This is a genomic window from Nocardia sp. NPDC047648 (genome assembly GCF_040642815.1).
Classification (GTDB): domain Bacteria; phylum Actinomycetota; class Actinomycetes; order Mycobacteriales; family Mycobacteriaceae; genus Nocardia; species Nocardia gamkensis.
Genome location: NZ_JBEYSX010000020.1, coordinates 53,267 through 69,060 on the forward strand (window position 1 = coordinate 53,267; position 15,794 = coordinate 69,060).

At 68.2% G+C, this 15,794-nt stretch carries 13 protein-coding genes, 1 pseudogene and 1 riboswitch; of the genes and pseudogenes, 10 read left to right on the forward strand and 4 right to left on the reverse strand.

The features are described from left to right. Positions 1-9 precede the first annotated feature (9 nt). Positions 10-1,167: a homoserine O-acetyltransferase gene (locus tag ABZ803_RS31445; RefSeq protein WP_357044897.1), complete on the reverse strand. Its 1,158-nt coding sequence runs from the start codon at positions 1,165-1,167 to the stop codon at positions 10-12. Between the two features lie 201 nt (positions 1,168-1,368). Continuing rightward, a riboswitch (SAM riboswitch) is annotated at positions 1,369-1,479 on the reverse strand. A gap of 52 nt (positions 1,480-1,531) precedes the next feature. After that, a complete protein-coding gene (locus ABZ803_RS31450) occupies positions 1,532-2,245 on the reverse strand; it encodes a TetR family transcriptional regulator (protein WP_357044899.1) in 714 nt (237 codons plus the stop codon). A 133-nt stretch (positions 2,246-2,378) separates the two neighbouring features. Between ABZ803_RS31450 and ABZ803_RS31455 the strand changes: the two genes are divergently transcribed. The 4 genes from ABZ803_RS31455 (at position 2,379) to ABZ803_RS31470 (ending at position 7,966) form a co-directional block, all read left to right on the forward strand. After that, positions 2,379-3,872 carry an MFS transporter gene (locus ABZ803_RS31455; RefSeq protein ID WP_357044901.1) on the forward strand — a complete coding sequence of 498 codons (1,494 nt, stop codon included), beginning with the start codon at positions 2,379-2,381 and terminating at the stop codon, positions 3,870-3,872. Positions 3,873-4,233: 361 nt separating this feature from the next. Then, positions 4,234-5,451: an NADP-dependent isocitrate dehydrogenase gene (locus ABZ803_RS31460; protein ID WP_040864988.1), complete on the forward strand. Its 1,218-nt coding sequence runs from the start codon at positions 4,234-4,236 to the stop codon at positions 5,449-5,451. Positions 5,452-5,813: 362 nt separating this feature from the next. Then, positions 5,814-7,037 (forward strand): MFS transporter, encoded by a 1,224-nt coding sequence (locus ABZ803_RS31465; protein ID WP_357044990.1) that lies wholly within the window; start codon positions 5,814-5,816, stop codon positions 7,035-7,037. 116 nt (positions 7,038-7,153) lie between these two features. Beyond that, entirely contained in the window at positions 7,154-7,966 is an 813-nt protein-coding gene (locus tag ABZ803_RS31470; protein WP_357044903.1) for a toxin glutamine deamidase domain-containing protein, read from the forward strand. A gap of 43 nt (positions 7,967-8,009) precedes the next feature. Here the strand turns inward: ABZ803_RS31470 and ABZ803_RS31475 are convergent, their stop codons facing one another. Continuing rightward, positions 8,010-8,651: a TetR/AcrR family transcriptional regulator gene (locus ABZ803_RS31475; RefSeq protein ID WP_357044905.1), complete on the reverse strand. Its 642-nt coding sequence runs from the start codon at positions 8,649-8,651 to the stop codon at positions 8,010-8,012. A 330-nt stretch (positions 8,652-8,981) separates the two neighbouring features. Between ABZ803_RS31475 and ABZ803_RS31480 the strand changes: the two genes are divergently transcribed. The 5 genes from ABZ803_RS31480 (at position 8,982) to ABZ803_RS31500 (ending at position 14,002) form a co-directional block, all read left to right on the forward strand. Further along, complete coding sequence (locus ABZ803_RS31480) at positions 8,982-10,199, forward strand: lipid-transfer protein (protein ID WP_357044907.1); 1,218 nt, start codon at positions 8,982-8,984, stop codon at positions 10,197-10,199. A gap of 41 nt (positions 10,200-10,240) precedes the next feature. Next, positions 10,241-10,678, forward strand: coding sequence for an SRPBCC family protein (locus tag ABZ803_RS31485; protein WP_357044909.1), 438 nt, complete (start codon positions 10,241-10,243; stop codon positions 10,676-10,678). Between the two features lie 220 nt (positions 10,679-10,898). Next, entirely contained in the window at positions 10,899-11,768 is an 870-nt protein-coding gene (locus ABZ803_RS31490) for a MaoC/PaaZ C-terminal domain-containing protein (RefSeq protein WP_357044911.1), read from the forward strand. Between the two features lie 75 nt (positions 11,769-11,843). Next, complete coding sequence (locus ABZ803_RS31495; RefSeq protein ID WP_357044913.1) at positions 11,844-12,719, forward strand: SDR family oxidoreductase; 876 nt, start codon at positions 11,844-11,846, stop codon at positions 12,717-12,719. A gap of 26 nt (positions 12,720-12,745) precedes the next feature. After that, positions 12,746-14,002, forward strand: coding sequence for an acyl-CoA dehydrogenase family protein (locus tag ABZ803_RS31500; RefSeq protein ID WP_357044915.1), 1,257 nt, complete (start codon positions 12,746-12,748; stop codon positions 14,000-14,002). Between the two features lie 45 nt (positions 14,003-14,047). On the opposite strand, the gene ABZ803_RS31505 is transcribed toward ABZ803_RS31500, so the two are convergent. Further along, the gene (locus tag ABZ803_RS31505; RefSeq protein WP_357044917.1) at positions 14,048-14,932 is read right to left on the reverse strand and encodes an alpha/beta hydrolase; all 885 of its coding nucleotides are present in this window, start codon (positions 14,930-14,932) and stop codon (positions 14,048-14,050) included. Positions 14,933-15,000: 68 nt separating this feature from the next. Between ABZ803_RS31505 and ABZ803_RS31510 the strand changes: the two are divergent. Next, positions 15,001-15,771: pseudogene (locus ABZ803_RS31510) on the forward strand (exodeoxyribonuclease III); the annotation flags it as partial. Positions 15,772-15,794 lie beyond the last annotated feature (23 nt).

Consider the following 15,794-nt stretch of genomic DNA (forward strand, 5'->3'; position numbering starts at 1 on the left):
GGCGGACCTTCAGCGCTCCGGTCGCACACCCGCCCGGGCTAGTCGCATCGTCTCGGTCAGCAGCTTCGAGACCGCCGCCGCCTCGGTGAGGAATCCGTCGTGCCCGTCGCGGGAGTGCACGACTTCCAATCCGTCGCAACCGGGCAGCAGATCGGCGAGTTCCTGCTGGGTCCGCAGCGGGTACAGCCGGTCGGAGTCGACGCCGCCGACCACGCACGGCACCGGCGTCGCCGCGAGCGCCGCCTCGATGCCGCCCCGGCCGCGGCCGACGTCGTGCCGGTTCATCGCCTCGGTCAGCAGCACATAGGTGGCGGGATCGAAGCGCTTGCACAGCTTTTCGGCCTGGTGGTCCAGGTAGCTCTGCACCGCGTAACGGCCGCCCTGCCACGGGTCCTCGTCGCCCTGGGGCTTGTTCTCGAACCGGTGGTCGAGCTCGAATTCGGTGCGGTAGGTCAGGTGTGCGATCCGCCGGGCCAGGGCCATGCCCGTCAGCGGGGCGCGGCCGGTGCCGTGATAGTCGCCGCCCTGCCAGTCCGGATCGGCCTTGATCGCCGCGATCTGGGTGGTCTGGGTACCGATCTGGTCGGCGGTGGCGCGGGCTCCGACCGCGAGCACCAGCGCCGCCGCGACCCGCTCCGGTGCGCCGACCATCCACTCCAGCACCCGCATGCCGCCCATCGACCCGCCGACCACGGCGGCGAGCCGCTCGACACCGAGCAGGTCGAGCAGAGCGGCCTCGGCGGTCACCTGATCGCGAATGGAGATCTCGGGAAACCTTGCGCCCCAAGGCTTCCCGTCCGGCGCGGGACTCGACGGCCCGGTGCTGCCCTTGCAGCCGCCGAGCACGTTCGTCGCGATCACACACCATTCGTCGGTGTCCAGCGGAGCACCCGGGCCGACCATGCCGTCCCACCAGCCGGGCATCTCGTGCACGTCGTCGGGCTTGCCGACGACGTGCGAGTCGCCGGTCAGCGCGTGTTCGACCAGCACGATGTTGTCCAGTCCGGGGGAGAGTTCACCCCAGCGCTGTACCGCGAGGTGGACGTCCGGGATGACCGCGCCGTTCTCCAGTCGCACGTCCCCGATGGCGATGGTGCCGAGCTGTCCATCCGGGGGCGGCAGGACGTTGCCGGAGGTCCGCGTGCTCGGTTCGGTGCTCACGGTCACGTCGCCGCCGTCGCGAAGCCGGCGCGTAGATCGCCCGGAATGTCCACGGTGGCGGCCACGCGGCTGTACGGCGCTGCCGGGTCCTGCTCGGTCCCGGGCGCGGTGAATTCACTCATGGTTTGCTCCCAAAAGGTGTTCGCCGGTACAGCAAGGGTTAGCGGTGTGTGGGTAACGAACAACAACACATGCCGGCGACCTCCTGTTACGCGCTTGCTCCCGACTCTCGGGAGCCAGGTCATCACCCGGAGCACCCCACCGCGGTTGGAGGGTTGCCGACCAGCGAGCCGGGGCTTGGCGCTGGTACTCATAACCTGCCCGGCATCATAACCGGCGGGCGGTCGGCGTCCGAAATCCTCCGCCGAACTCACTGGTCCGCGACGGTCGCCGCCCCGCAGCAGGTGCGTACGAATTCGTCGTACGCCTCGGTGAACGCGGTGCGCCCCGCCCTGGTCGCGGTCGCGAGGTCCTCGTCCAGGAACGCGTCGTCGGAGCACTCCATGCCGATGTGGCCGATCAGTTGCCAGGTACCGACGAGGAGCCGCACCGCGCGCGCGTCCGGTTCGGTGCCGAGGCGCTCGGCGACCACCGCGGCGATCGCCGTGTTCTTGTCGTCGGCGAGTTCCATGCTGCGCGCGCTGACCGAAGGGCTGCTGCGCAGGATCCGTTGCATCTTCTGGAACTGCCGGAACGACAACGGGTCGGCCTCGCCACCCTCGGCGGCTTGATCGACCACGTGCAGGAAGGCCGCGAGCAGCGCCTGTAGTTCGTTGCCCGTGCGTGGCTGCTCGCGCAGCGTCTCGGCGATCGTGCGCCCGAAATCCTGGACCGGCCCGAGGACGATGTCCTCTTTGCTCTCGAAATAGCGGTTGATCGTGCGCGGCGAGACGTCCGCCACGTTGGCGATCTGCTCGATCGTGGTCGCGTCGAAGCCCTGCGTGTCGCACAGATCCAGGGCGGCCGCGATGATGCGCAACCGCGTCTGCTGCTTCTTGCGTTCGCGCAGCCCTGGGGTCGCGGGGGCGCTCGCGGCGCGGTCGGCCGCAGCGCTCGCGCCCATCGGCGTCGATGACTCGAGCATGACCCCATGGTAACGCAACCTGTTGTTTTCCTGTCCTTAACGGTCAAATGTCGTAGTACGACACTTTTCTCTTGACGACAAATGTCGCTCGATGACAGGATGGCTTCCGACATCGAGGGACGAGGAGACGACCGTGACGGAATCCGGGACAGCGGCGCACGCGCCGCGGAAATCGGCTGCTTCAGCGCGCTGGCTCGCGCTGACAGTGATCGCATTGGCCCAGCTCATGGTGGTGCTGGACGCCACCATCGTGACCATCTCGCTGCCGTTCGCGCAGCGTGATCTCGACATCAGCGACGGCAACCGGCAATGGATGCTCACCGCCTACACGCTGATCTTCGGCGGCTTGCTGCTGCTGGGCGGCAGGCTGGCCGACTACCTCGGCCGCCGCCGGATCTTCATCGTCGGCCTGATCGGCTTCGCGGGCGCCTCGGCGCTGGCCGGACTCGCTCAAACCGGCGCGGAACTGTTCGCCGGGCGCGCGTTGCAGGGCGCGTTCGCCGCGCTGCTGGCCCCGGCCGCGCTCTCGCTGCTGTCGGTGACCTTCACCGAGCCCGGAGAGCGGGCCACCGCGTTCGGCGTGTTCGCGGGCATCTCCGCGGGCGGCGCGGCGCTCGGCCTGATCGCGGGCGGCGCGCTCACCGAGTACGCGTCGTGGCGCTGGTGCCTGCTGGTCAACACGCCGATCGCGCTGCTCGCGCTGGTCGGGGCGCTGGCATGGGTGGCGAAGGACGTGCCTGCGCCGCGCAGCGGGGGATATGACGTGCCCGGTGCCGTCACGGTGACGCTCGGCCTGATCGCCATCGTCTACGGCTTCAGCCGCGCCGCGGACGACGGCTGGCTGGCAGGCAGCACCCTGGGGCTGCTCGTCGCCGGACTGGCTCTGCTCATCGCCTTCGTGGCGATCGAACGGCGCTCCTCGAACCCGCTGCTGCCACTGCACATCCCGGGTGAGATCAACCGCGGCGGCGCCTTCCTCGCCGCGCTGCTCATCCCGATCGCGATGTTCGCGATGTTCCTGTTCCTGAGTTTCTACTTCCAGATCACGCTCGGCTACTCCGCGCTGAAGGCGGGCTTCGCGTTCCTGCCCTTCCCGGCGGGCATCGCGATCTCGGCGGGTGTCACCAGCGCGCTGCTGCCGAAGCTCGGCCCGCGTCCGCTGATGCTGGCCGGCGCCGTGCTGGGCGTCATCGGCCTGCTGCTGCTGGCCCAGCTGAGCTACGGCGACAGCTTCGTGGCCGGGGTGCTGCCCGCGCAGGTGCTCATCGCGCTCGGTATGGGTCCGTTGTTCGTCGGGATGCAGACGGTCGCGCTGCATCAGGTCGAGGAAGAGGACTCCGGCGTCGCCTCCGCGCTGCTGAACGCGGCGCAGCAGGTCGGCGGGGCGGTTGGGACGGCGCTGCTGACCACGATCTCGGTGCAGGTCGCGAAGTCCTTCGCGCAGGACAACCCGGGCATCGACAACCTGGCCGCGCGGGCCGCGATCCACAGCTACGACGTGGCCTTCTACGTCGGCGCCGGGTTCTTCCTCGCGGCCGTCCCGATCATCGCGCTGATGATCCGGGACCGGCCGGAGAACCTGATCGAAGGTTCCGAGGAGGGGGCCCGGATCCCGGTGGGGGTCTGATCCATCGCGAACGAGGTCCGCGCGACGCCGGTGAGGCCGCGCGGACCTCGTCGTCTGCCGGACGGTTGCCGGGCTCGGACGGAAGGCGGATCATGGCGACGACGGCGGTTGCGTGAACGCCCTTCGCGGTGCTCGGAGCCGTCGCCGACCTACCAATTGGTAACAAAGGTGGCGCAGCTCACTCCGGGGGCTGCCCGTGCGGTGAGGACTCGGGCAGCAGTACGCTCGTCTTGTTTGCACCACACGTCTCGCCGACAACGCGGGACATATACGTTGTCTGTTGGAACAGCTGGGGTCCGCTCACAAGCGTGTTCGCCTGGCCGTGCAATGAGGGCACCATCCTAGGAGGACACGAAGATCCATGTCCAAGATCAAGGTTGAAGGCACCGTCGTAGAACTCGACGGCGACGAGATGACCCGGATCATCTGGCAGTTCATCAAGGACAAGCTGATCCACCCCTATCTCGATGTGAACCTGGAGTATTACGACCTGGGCATCGAGTACCGCGACAAGACAGACGACCAGGTCACCGTCGACGCCGCCGAAGCCATCAAGCGGCACGGTGTCGGTGTGAAGTGCGCCACCATCACCCCGGACGAGGCGCGGGTCAAGGAATTCGGCCTCAAGAAGATGTGGCGTTCGCCCAACGGCACCATTCGCAACATTCTGGGCGGCACCATCTTCCGCGCCCCGATCATCATCTCGAACGTTCCCCGGCTCGTTCCCGGCTGGACCAAGCCGATCATCATCGGCCGCCACGCGTTCGGCGACCAGTACCGCGCCACCGACTTCAAGGTGTTCCAGGGCGGCACCGTCACCTTGACCTTCACCCCGGACGACGGCAGCGAGCCGATCGTGCACGAGGTCGTGAAGATGCCCGAGGACGGCGGCGTCGTCATGGGCATGTACAACTTCCGCAAGTCCATCGAGGATTTCGCGCGGGCGTCGTTCAACTACGGCCTGCAGCAGAACTACCCGGTGTACATGTCGACGAAGAACACCATCCTGAAGGCCTACGACGGCATGTTCAAGGACACCTTCCAGGACATCTTCGACGCCGAGTTCAAGAGCCAGTTCGACGCCGCGGGCCTGACCTACGAGCACCGCCTCATCGACGACATGGTGGCCTCCTCCATGAAGTGGGAGGGCGGCTACGTCTGGGCGTGCAAGAACTACGACGGCGACGTGCAGTCCGACACCGTGGCCCAGGGCTTCGGTTCGCTCGGCCTGATGACGTCGGTGCTGCTCACCCCAGACGGGCAGACCTGTGAGGCCGAGGCCGCGCACGGCACCGTCACCCGGCACTACCGCCAGCACCAGCAGGGCAAGCCGACCTCGACCAACCCGATCGCGTCCATCTTCGCCTGGACCCGAGGGCTCGAGCACCGCGGCAAGCTGGACAACACCCCGGAGGTCATCGGCTTCGCGCAGACCCTCGAGGACGTCGTCATCAAGACCGTCGAGGGCGGCCAGATGACCAAGGACCTCGCGCTGCTCGTCGGCGGGGATCAGGGCTACCTGAGCACCGAGGAATTCCTCGGCGCCCTGGACGCCAACCTGGCTCGCGCACTGCGCTGAGTTCGCGGGCGCCGACCAGGCGCCGAACCGCGGGGCCGAGCCGTATCGCTCGGCCGACTCCGGCGCTGGGTGCTCACCCAGCGCCGGGCTGAACATCGGGCACCCGCCCCACCCACCGGTGGAACGGGTGCCCGCACTGTTTCGCCCACCAGCGCCCGGGTGAACGGCCGCCCCGTTGCCGCGTTCGCCCTCCGCCTCCGAACAGCCGCAGCAGCGGGGGATGCGCGACGGGTGTAGCGGTTCAGGACGATTCGCGGGGTCGACGAGCGGCGTTCATCGACATCACGGTGGGCGAACTCACGTTCGCCCGGGAAGCGGATACGGGACGGGACCGGTTACATGAACACGTGACCAGCCCCGTGATGACCAGTACCGCCGCCCCATCCGGACGAACCGCTTGGCATATACCGGCCATGCTGGCACTGGCCCTCGGCGGATTCGGAATCGGGACGACCGAATTCGTCACCATGGGTTTGCTGCCGGACATCGCCTCGGACATGCACGTCTCCGAGCCCACCGCGGGACACGCGGTGTCGGCCTACGCGCTCGGCGTGGTGATCGGCGCGCCGTTGATCGCGGCGCTGTGCGCGCGGGTGGCACGCAAGCGGCTGCTCATCGCGCTCATGGCGGCGTTCACCGTGGGCAACGCGGCGACCGTGGTAGCGCCCTCGTTCGAGACGCTGGTCGCGGCGCGGTTCGTCTCGGGATTGCCACATGGCGCCTACTTCGGCGTCGCCTCGCTGGCCGCCGCCACTCTCGCCCCGGCGGGACAGCGGGCCAAGGCGGTTGCGGCGGTTATGCTGGGGTTGAGCGCCGCCAACGTCGTCGGCGTTCCCGCAGCTACCTGGCTCGGGCAGCATCTCGGCTGGCGCGACGCGTTCGTGGTGGTCGCCTTGATCGGTGTCTGCACCGTGGCCGCGCTGCTGCGCTTCGTACCGGTACTCACCGGCATCACCATGACCGATCCGATGACCGAACTCGGCGCGCTGCGCCGTCCGCAGGTGCTGTTGACGCTGCTGGTCGGCGCGGTCGGGTTCGGCGGCATGTTCGCCGTCTACACCTACATCGCGACCACGCTCACCGACGTCGCCGGCCTGCGGGCCGGGGCGGTCCCCCTGGTGTTGATGCTGTTCGGCGTGGGCATGGTGATCGGAAACATCGTCGGCGGCGTGCTCGCCGACCGCGGCGTGGACCGTGCCATCTCGGTGTCGATGGTCGCGATGACCGTCATCCTCGGTGGATTCGTCGCCGCCGCGCACAACCCCTATACCGCTGCCTTCGGCGCGTTGCTGGTCGGCGCATCCGGGGCCGCGCTGGCACCCGGGCTGCAAACCCGTCTGATGGACGTCGCGGCGGATGCCCAGACCCTCGCCGCCGCCCTCAACCACGCCGCTCTGAACATCGCCAACGCCGCCGGAGCCTGGCTCGGCGGCCTGGTCATCGCCGCGGGCCTGGGTTACACGGCCCCGGCCGTGGTCGGCGCCGCCTTGGCCGCGACCGGCGTGTTGCTGTTCGCGGTGACGGTCTGGACCGCGCGGAAATCGCGGGATCGAACAGCGGACGGCACGGTGGCAGTGCCGCAGTAGCGCTTTCACTCGTCATCCGGTGACGGGCGCGAGCGGTGACAAGACAACGGTAAGGGGACTGTAAGCCGCCCGTTGGACCGTGGCCGTATGAATTCCCACGGTTCGCCGAAGTCGGGATGAAGGGCCCGCTGTCCGCGGCCTTCGATGAGGTACGCCGAAAGTTGATGGGGCTGCTCGGGACTCCGGCGGACTCCGATGGTGGGCGCCGCACCGCGGGCGAGGCACTGGGCCAGTTCTACCGGGAGAAAGGCGAGACCTTGCGCACGGGGGCGCAAGAGTTCGACCGAGCCGATAGGGAAGGCGCGGCAGCGATCGCGGGGATCGGCCCAGCGCGGACCGGGGCGACGCCCGCTGGGGCGACCGGATCGACCGCGATCCCGCTCGCCGAGATACGCCCGGCCGGGGTGTCCCGGTTGATTCGCAACGCCCATCAGCCGACGCCGGTGGAGGCGGATGCCATGCGGCGAGCCCACGCGGCCCAGGCCACGATCTTGTCCCGGATCATCGACCGGCCGCCGACCCTCGCCGAGGTGCGTGAACTGCTGCTGCTGGTCAACCCGACGAGGTCACGGACGGCGGGTAACTGCATGGAATGCTCTTGGGCGGTGCGCGACATCCTGGCCGGACGTCCCGCCGTCGCCGGGCCGAGCGGTGCCCAGAAGTTCATCGAGCCCTCGACAGAACGTTTCCACGGCGACAGCCATCGCGAGATCCATGAAGCGATATCCGAGAACCTGCGGGAATCCGGGCACAACGCGATCATGTCGGGCAACCGGTACTCCGATGCCTTCGGTCATCACTACAACGTCGCCAACATCGACGGAGACATCTACTATCTCGACGGCCAAACCGGCGTCGTAACGGAGGAGAACATCGTCCCCGACGGGGACTACTACGTCGTGTTCCCGATGCTCGACGACCGCGCCTGACCACGTGCCGGGCGGCGGCGGAATCCGGACGCGCCGCTGAGGACTATTCGGCGGTGCGGCCGGCGAGCGCGCGGCCCGCGATCTCGCGCAGGTGCGCCGAGGCGCGGCGCCACCGGCGACGGGCGCGCTCGTCGTCCGGATCGACGAAATTCGAGATCAGGATGCCACGCAGCGCGTCCATGGCCGTGTAGATGAAGTCGCGCGCCTCCTTGCGGCGCACGTCGTCCGGCACGAAACGGGCGACCGCCAGCAGGACGGCGTTGTTGACGAACGGCTCGACCTTCTCCATCGCCGCGGCCAGTACCGGATCGGTGCGCCCCGCCACCCACAGTTCGACGGTCGCGATGAACAGCGGACCCTGGTGCAGGTCCCACAGGAACTCCAGCGCCGCCGTCACCGGATCATCACCGGCTTCCACCCGCGACATCTCCCGCATGGCGGTCTCGGCGCGCAACTGCGCCAGATGACTGATCGCGGCCACCACGAGATCGGTTTTCGAGCCGAAGTGATGCACTTGGGCACCGCGAGTCACCCCGGCGCGTTCGGCCACCCGTGGCGTAGTGGTGCCGGAGTATCCGTACTCGACCAGACAGTCCACCGTCGCGTCCAGCAGGCGGGTGCGCATCTCGGTGCTGCGCTGCTCCTGCGTCCGGCGCTGCTGCTTCACGACTACGCTCCTGGCCATCGCTCGATCCTACACTTACATACACTGCTGTATGTTCTGGTCGGCGGAGGGATGCCGCCATGGCTCGGAAATCGTCCGAAGCGCGCTCCTCACGCCCGCGCGACCGTCATCCTCGTCGATCGACCGGCGATTATCTGATCAGATCTATCCAGCCCGGTAATCACAGAACATGCATGTCTCACTGTATGTAGCAGGCGAGACGCAATCGGCTGGTTACCGGCATGGGCCTTGCGCTGCCGTGCAAACCTCTTGCCCACTTACATACAACCTTGTATGTTTGTTTTCACTCGTTCGGCCGCCTCGCGGCGTACGTACAAACTGAGGAGTTCGATGGCGAACAAGGTCTACGTGGTCGGTGTCGGGATGACGAAGTTCGAGAAGCCGGGCCGCCGCATGGTCGAGGAAGCCGACGGCACCACCCGCGCGTGGGACTACCCGGACATGGCCCGGGAATCCGGCACCAAGGCGCTCGCCGACGCGGGAATCGACTACAACCTGGTGGAACAGGCCTACGTCGGTTATGTCTACGGCGAATCCACCTCCGGGCAGCGTGCCGTCTACGAACTCGGCATGACCGGCATCCCGGTGGTCAACGTGAACAACAACTGCTCCACCGGCTCGACGGCGCTCTACCTCGCCGCGCAGGCGATCCGGGGCGGTCTGGCGGAATGCACGCTGGCGCTGGGCTTCGAGAAGATGCAGCCCGGCTCGCTCGGATCCACCTGGGACGACCGCGAGCAGCCCATGGCCAAGCACGTCATGGCGCTGGCGGAGATCTCCGAGGTGCTGTTCCCGGTGGCGCCGTGGATGTTCGGCGCCGCGGGGCGCGAGCACATGAAGCAGTACGGCACCACCGCCGAGCATTTCGCCAAGATCGGCTACAAGAACCACAAGCACTCGGTGAACAACCCGTTCTCGCAGTTCCAGGACGAGTACACCCTCGATGACATCCTCGCCTCGCGGATGATCTACGACCCGCTCACCAAGCTGCAATGTTCGCCGACCTCCGACGGGTCCGGTGCGGTCATCCTCGCCGGTGAGGACTTCGTCGACGCCCACGACCTCGCCGGGCAGGCGGTGGAGATCGTCGGCCAGGCGATGACCACCGACTTCGCCTCGACCTTCGACGAGACCGCCAAGAACCTGATCGGCTACGACATGAACGTCCAGGCCGCGCGGAAGGTCTATCAGCAGGCGGGGCTCGGCCCGGAGGACTTCCAGGTCATCGAGTTGCACGACTGCTTCTCGGCCAACGAACTGCTGCTCTACGAAGCGCTCGGCCTGTGCGGCGAGGGCGAGGCGGGACAGCTGGTCGACGACGGTCAGACCACCTACGGCGGCAAGTGGGTGGTCAACCCCTCCGGCGGCCTGATCTCGAAGGGGCATCCGCTCGGCGCGACGGGGCTCGCCCAGTGCTCGGAGCTGACCTGGCAGTTGCGCGGCGCTGCGGACAAGCGGCAGGTGGACGGCGTCACCGCCGCCCTGCAACACAACATCGGCCTCGGCGGCGCTGCCGTCGTCACCGCCTACCAGCGCGCCGATCGCTGACGCGGCCCGGCCACCGGACGAATTCGACGAGGAGTCGACACATGGGACACATCGAAGCCACCAAAGACGTCAACGCCGCCCCGGAAGCTCTGTGGGCGGTCGTCTCCGACCCGCAGACCTGGGACAAATGGTTCACCATCCACGAACGCTTCATGGAGGAGCCGCCCGCCGTGCTCACCGAGGGCGTCAAGCTGGTCGCCAAGATCGTGATGCTCGGCATGGCGAACAAGCTGGAGTGGACCATCGTCTCGGTGGACGCGCCGCACAAGCTGACCCTCGGCGGCACCGGCATGGCCGGGGTGAAGACGGAGTTCACCTTCGATATCCGCCCTAACGGCGAGGGAAGCAGCATCCTGGTGTCCGGTGATTTCGAGGGCGCCCTGATCAAGGGCGCGCTCGGCAAAGCCGTGGAGAAGGACGGCGTCAAACAGCTGGACCGATCACTCGAGCAACTCGACGCCCTGGCCGCACCGGCATGAGCGGTCAGGCCCGGAGGCGGCAGCGGAGCGTGACCACGCAGGGCCCCCGCTCATGCCGAATCGGACACGGCATGAGCGGTCAGGCCCGGAGGCGGCAGCGGAGCGTGACCACGCAGGGCCCCGCTCATGCCGACAGCCAACACGGCATGAGCGGTCAGGCCCGGAGGCGGCAGCGGAGCGTGACCACGCAGGGCCCCGCTCGTGCCGGAGAGGAGTCGGCATGAGCGCCACCGCCCGTATCGTCGAGTTCGACGACAGTGGTTTGGAAACCTGGTCCGACGAGGAGCGTTTCGAGGTCACCGCCGCACGCGTGGCGGAGTACGCGGCCGCGACGAACGATCCGATCGCCGCGCATCTGGCCGGTACGGTGGCCGCGCCGGTGTTCGCCATCGTCCCGGTCTTCGAGGCCATGATGATGCCCGTCATCGATGTCGCGCCGATGGACATCTTCGGCCGGGTCGTACACGGAGAGCAGGACTTCCACTTCCACCGCGCGATCCGGCCCGGCGACCGGCTGGTGTCGCGCGCCAAGGCGATCGGCTACACCAGCCGACCCAACGGGACCGCCATCACCATCCGCATCGAATGCCGCACGGACGCGGGCGAACCGGTCAACGACCAATACCTGACCGCCTTCTTCCGCAATATCGACGCGGGCGCGACGGTCGGCGCGGCCGCTCCGGCGCACAAGTTCGACGAACGGCTGCGCGAGCAGGATCCGGTCGCCGTGGTGGCGCAGCACGTGGACCATGACCAGACCTTCCGTTACGCACCGGCTTCCGGTGATCCGGTGCCGCTGCACTTGGACGAGCAGGTCGCCGAGGATGCCGGACTGCCCGGCATCATCGCGCACGGGTTGTGCACCATGGCGTTCGCGTCCTGGGCGGTGCTCACCGAGGTCGCGGAGTCGGATGTGCATCGGCTCAGGCGGTTCGCGGTGCGCTTCGCCAAGCTGGTCTTCCCCGGTGACGATCTGGAGACCCGCATCTGGAAGGCAGGCTCCTGCGACGGGATCACCCGCTACGCCTTCGAGACCGTGCGCGGCGAGGATGTCGTGCTCAGCGACGGACTGGCCGAGATCGCCGACTGATCCTCCAGCGGCGGCACGGAATTCCGCCGCGTTCTTTCCCATCGCCGGATTCGGCGCGACTTCAGGAGACAACACATGGGCGTACTGGACGGACGGGTTGCCGTCATCACCGGTGCGGGTCGCGGCATCGGCCGCGAGCACGCACTGCTGTTCGCGAAGGAAGGCGCCGCGGTGGTCGTCAACGACCTCGGCGGCAGCAACGCGGGCGAGGGGACCGACAGCGGTCCCGCCCAGGATGTGGCGCGCGAGATCGTCGCCGCGGGCGGCAAGGCGGTGGCCAACACCGACGACGTCGCCACCTGGGACGGCGCGCAGAAGCTGGTGGAACAGGCGGTCACCGAGTTCGGCGGCCTCGACGTCGTGGTCAACAACGCGGGCATCCTGCGCGACGCCTTCATCGCGGGCATGTCCGAAGCGCAGTGGGACGCGGTGATCGCCGTGCATCTCAAGGGGCACGCCGCGGTGCTGCACCATGCCGCCGCGTATTGGAAGCAGCAGTCCAAGGCGGGCAATCAGCCCGCTGCCGCGGTGATCAACACCGCATCGGCGTCCGGCACCACCCTGCCCAACCCGGGCCAGGCCAATTACGGCGCGGCCAAGGCCGCGATCGCCGCCCTGACCCTGGTGGCCGCCGACGAGCTGGCGCGCTACGGCGTGCGGGTCAACGCGATCGCGCCGATCGCGCGCACCCGGCTCACCCTGGCCACTCCCGGCATGGGCGAGATGCTGGCGGCCGAGGCGGAGTCGTCCGAGGGCGGGTTCGACGCCTTCGCCCCGGCCAATATCGCGCCGCTGGTCGCGTACCTGGCCGCCGAGACGTGCCCGATCACCGGCAAGGTGTTCGCGGTGCAGGGCGGCGCGATCTCCGAGCTGGCGGGTTGGCACGATGTGAAGACCATCGAGACCGAGGGTCCCTGGCTGATCGACGACATCGCCGCCCGGCTGCCCTGATCCCGGGGAATGTGAGGAGAACGACGATGTTCGAATGGTCCGAGACCGATGTACTGATCCGCGATGCCGTCCGGGGGTTCATCGACAAGGAGATCCGTCCCAACCTGGACGCGCTCGACAGCGGCGAACTGCCGCCGTACCCCGTCATCCGGAAGTTGTTCCGCGAGTTCGGGATCGACGTGATGGGCGGCGAGGCCGTGCAGAAGATGCTGGCCAAGCAGGAGGCGCGGGAGGCCGCCGTGGCGGCGGGGGAGCCGAAGCCGGAGAAGAAGGCCTCCGGCTCGAGTCCGTTCGCCGGACAGGAATCGCTGATGGCGGTGCTCATCGGTGAGCTGTCCGGGGTGTGCATGGGCCTGGTCACCGCGATGGGTGTGAGCATCGGTCTCGGCGCCACCACCATCATGTCGCGCGGCACGCCGGCGCAGAAGCAGCGCTGGCTGGAGGACATCGTCACCATGCGGAAGGTGGCGTCCTGGGCGATCACCGAACCGGACTCCGGTTCCGACGCGTTCGGCGGCATGAAGACTTACGTCAAGCGCGACGGGGAGGACTACCTGCTCAACGGTCAGAAGACCTTCATCACCAACGGTCCCTTCGCCGACGTGATGATCGTCTACGCGAAGCTGGACGACGGCGCGGGCGGTGACAGGCGCGAACGCAAGGTGCTCACCTTCGTGCTCGACAAGGGCATGCCAGGTCTCACCCAGGGCAAGCCGTTCAAGAAGATGGGCCTGCATTCTTCCCCGACCGGTGAACTGTTCTTCGACAACGTGCGCGTCGGCCGCGACCGGCTGCTCGGCGAGACCGAGGAGCACAAGGGCGGCGACGGCCGCGACAGCGCCCGGTCCAGCTTCACCGCCGAGCGCATCGGCGTGGCCTTCATGGCGCTGGGCATCATCAACGAGTGTCATCGGCTGTGCCTGGAGTACGCCAAGAGCCGCAAACTCTGGGGACAGGAGATCGGACGCTTCCAACTCGTCCAGCTGAAGCTGGCGAAGATGGAGATCGCGCGGATCAACGTGCAGAACATGGTGTTCAACACGCTGGAGCGGGGCCGCGCGGGCAAACCACCGACCCTGGCCGAGGCCTCCGCGATGAAGCTGTACGCCTCCGAGGCGGCCACCGAGGTGGCGATGGAAGCGGTCCAGCTCTTCGGCGGCAACGGCTACATGACCGAGTACCACGTGGAGCAACTCGCGCGCGACGCCAAGTCGCTGATGATCTACGCGGGCAGCAACGAGATCCAGGTGACCCACATCGCGAAGGGCCTGCTCGCGCAGTAGTTTCGAGCCGGGCCGCGAACACGCCGCGACGAAGTCGCGGCCAAATCACACAGCGCGCAACCGCGTGCGGCTGGCGTACACGTGTTCGGCGATGAGGGTGGCGATGCGGTCGGGCGCTTCCAGCATCGGCACATGGCCGACGCCGTTGACCAGGATGCGGTCGGCGGATTCGGGCAGTTCCTTCAGGTAGCGGCGTGCGTAGACGCGGTTGGGGATGACCCGGTCGTACTCCGCGAGCAGCAGCCGGACCGGCGTCCGCAGGGTGGACAGGTCCTCCTGGGCCGGCGCTCGCATCGCGCCGAGGATCATCGGCACCATCGCCGGGCAGTGCAGTGCGGCGGCGAGGGCGGCGGCGGCGTCGCGGCGGGAGACCGCGGAGGCCTGCTTGCTCAGTGCGAGCAGCGCGATCCGCTGGGCGAGGGGGTTGCCGATCGCGAATCCGCCCAAGCGCTTGCCGAGCTGGACGATCGGCACCAGCGAGAGGAATTTCAGGTTGATCCGCCACTGGGTCAGCGAGGGCGCGTGCCAGCCGCCTGCGGGCGCGATGAGCGTCAAGGTGCGGGCGCGTCCGCGGCGGGCCAGTTCGACGCCGACCAGCCCGCCGAGGGAGTTGCCCGCGATATGACAGGTGCGCCAGCCCAGTTCGTCGAGCTGATCACAGATCCCGTCGGCCAGCGTGGAGACGTTGACCGCCGGGCCCTCGGTGGGCGCACCGCCCCAGTGCCCCGCGAACGCGGGCGCGAACACTTCGCAGTGCGTCGACAGCCGCGCGGCGGTCTGCTCCCAGCAGTGCGGCGACATCATGAATCCGTGCAGCAACAGCAGGGGATCGCCGGAACCCACATGCAGTGCCTTGATCGGCTGCGGCTGTTTCGCCGGGGTGGAGCCGCGCGCGGCGGCGGAGGAGGACTGGGAGGTGTCGGACGACATCGTCTTCACCCCTTCCTGGACGGCAGTGTCCGGGGGACTTGATCTGACCAGCATTGTACGGTCGGGAGGTGCCGTATATCTCGACAGTGAACGTGAACGGTGTCCGCGCCGCCGCGGGCAAGGGGCTGCTGGCCTGGCTCGCGGCCACCGAAGCCGACGTCGTGTGCGTGCAGGAGACCCGCGCGACCGACGAGCAGGTCCGGGCCGCGCTGGCTCCCGCGCTCGACGCGGGATGGCAACTGTCGCACGCCGAGCCGGAGTCGAAGGGCCGCGCCGGTGTCGGCATCCTGTCCCGGCGGACGCCCCGCGCCGTGCGAGTCGGCTTCGGCAGCAGCGAGTTCGCTGCCGCGGGACGCTATCTCGAGGCCGACTTCGACGACGTCACCGTGGCGAGCGTCTACGTGCACTCGGGCGACGCGGGCACGGTGCGCCAAGACGAGAAGTACCGCTTCATGGCCGAACTCGGCGCCTATCTCACCGCGCGAACCGGGGACTTCGTGGTCGCCGGGGACTGGAACATCGCGCACACCGAGCGGGACTTGAAGAACTGGAAAGGCAACCTGAAGTCGGCAGGCTTCCTGCCGCAGGAGCGGGCGTGGATCGATGAGCTGCTGGCCGCGGGCTACGTCGACGTGGTGCGCCACCTGCATCCCGGGGTCGACGGCCCGTACAGCTGGTGGTCCTACCGGGGCCGCGCGTTCGACAACGACACCGGTTGGCGCATCGACGCGGTCTACACAACAGAGGGTGTCGCATCCCGCGCCGTGTCGGCACGCGTGGAGCGTGCAGCGACGTACGCCGAGCGCTGGTCCGACCATGCTCCGGTGACGGTGGAGTTCGCGGAGCAGGTTCCCGCACCGCT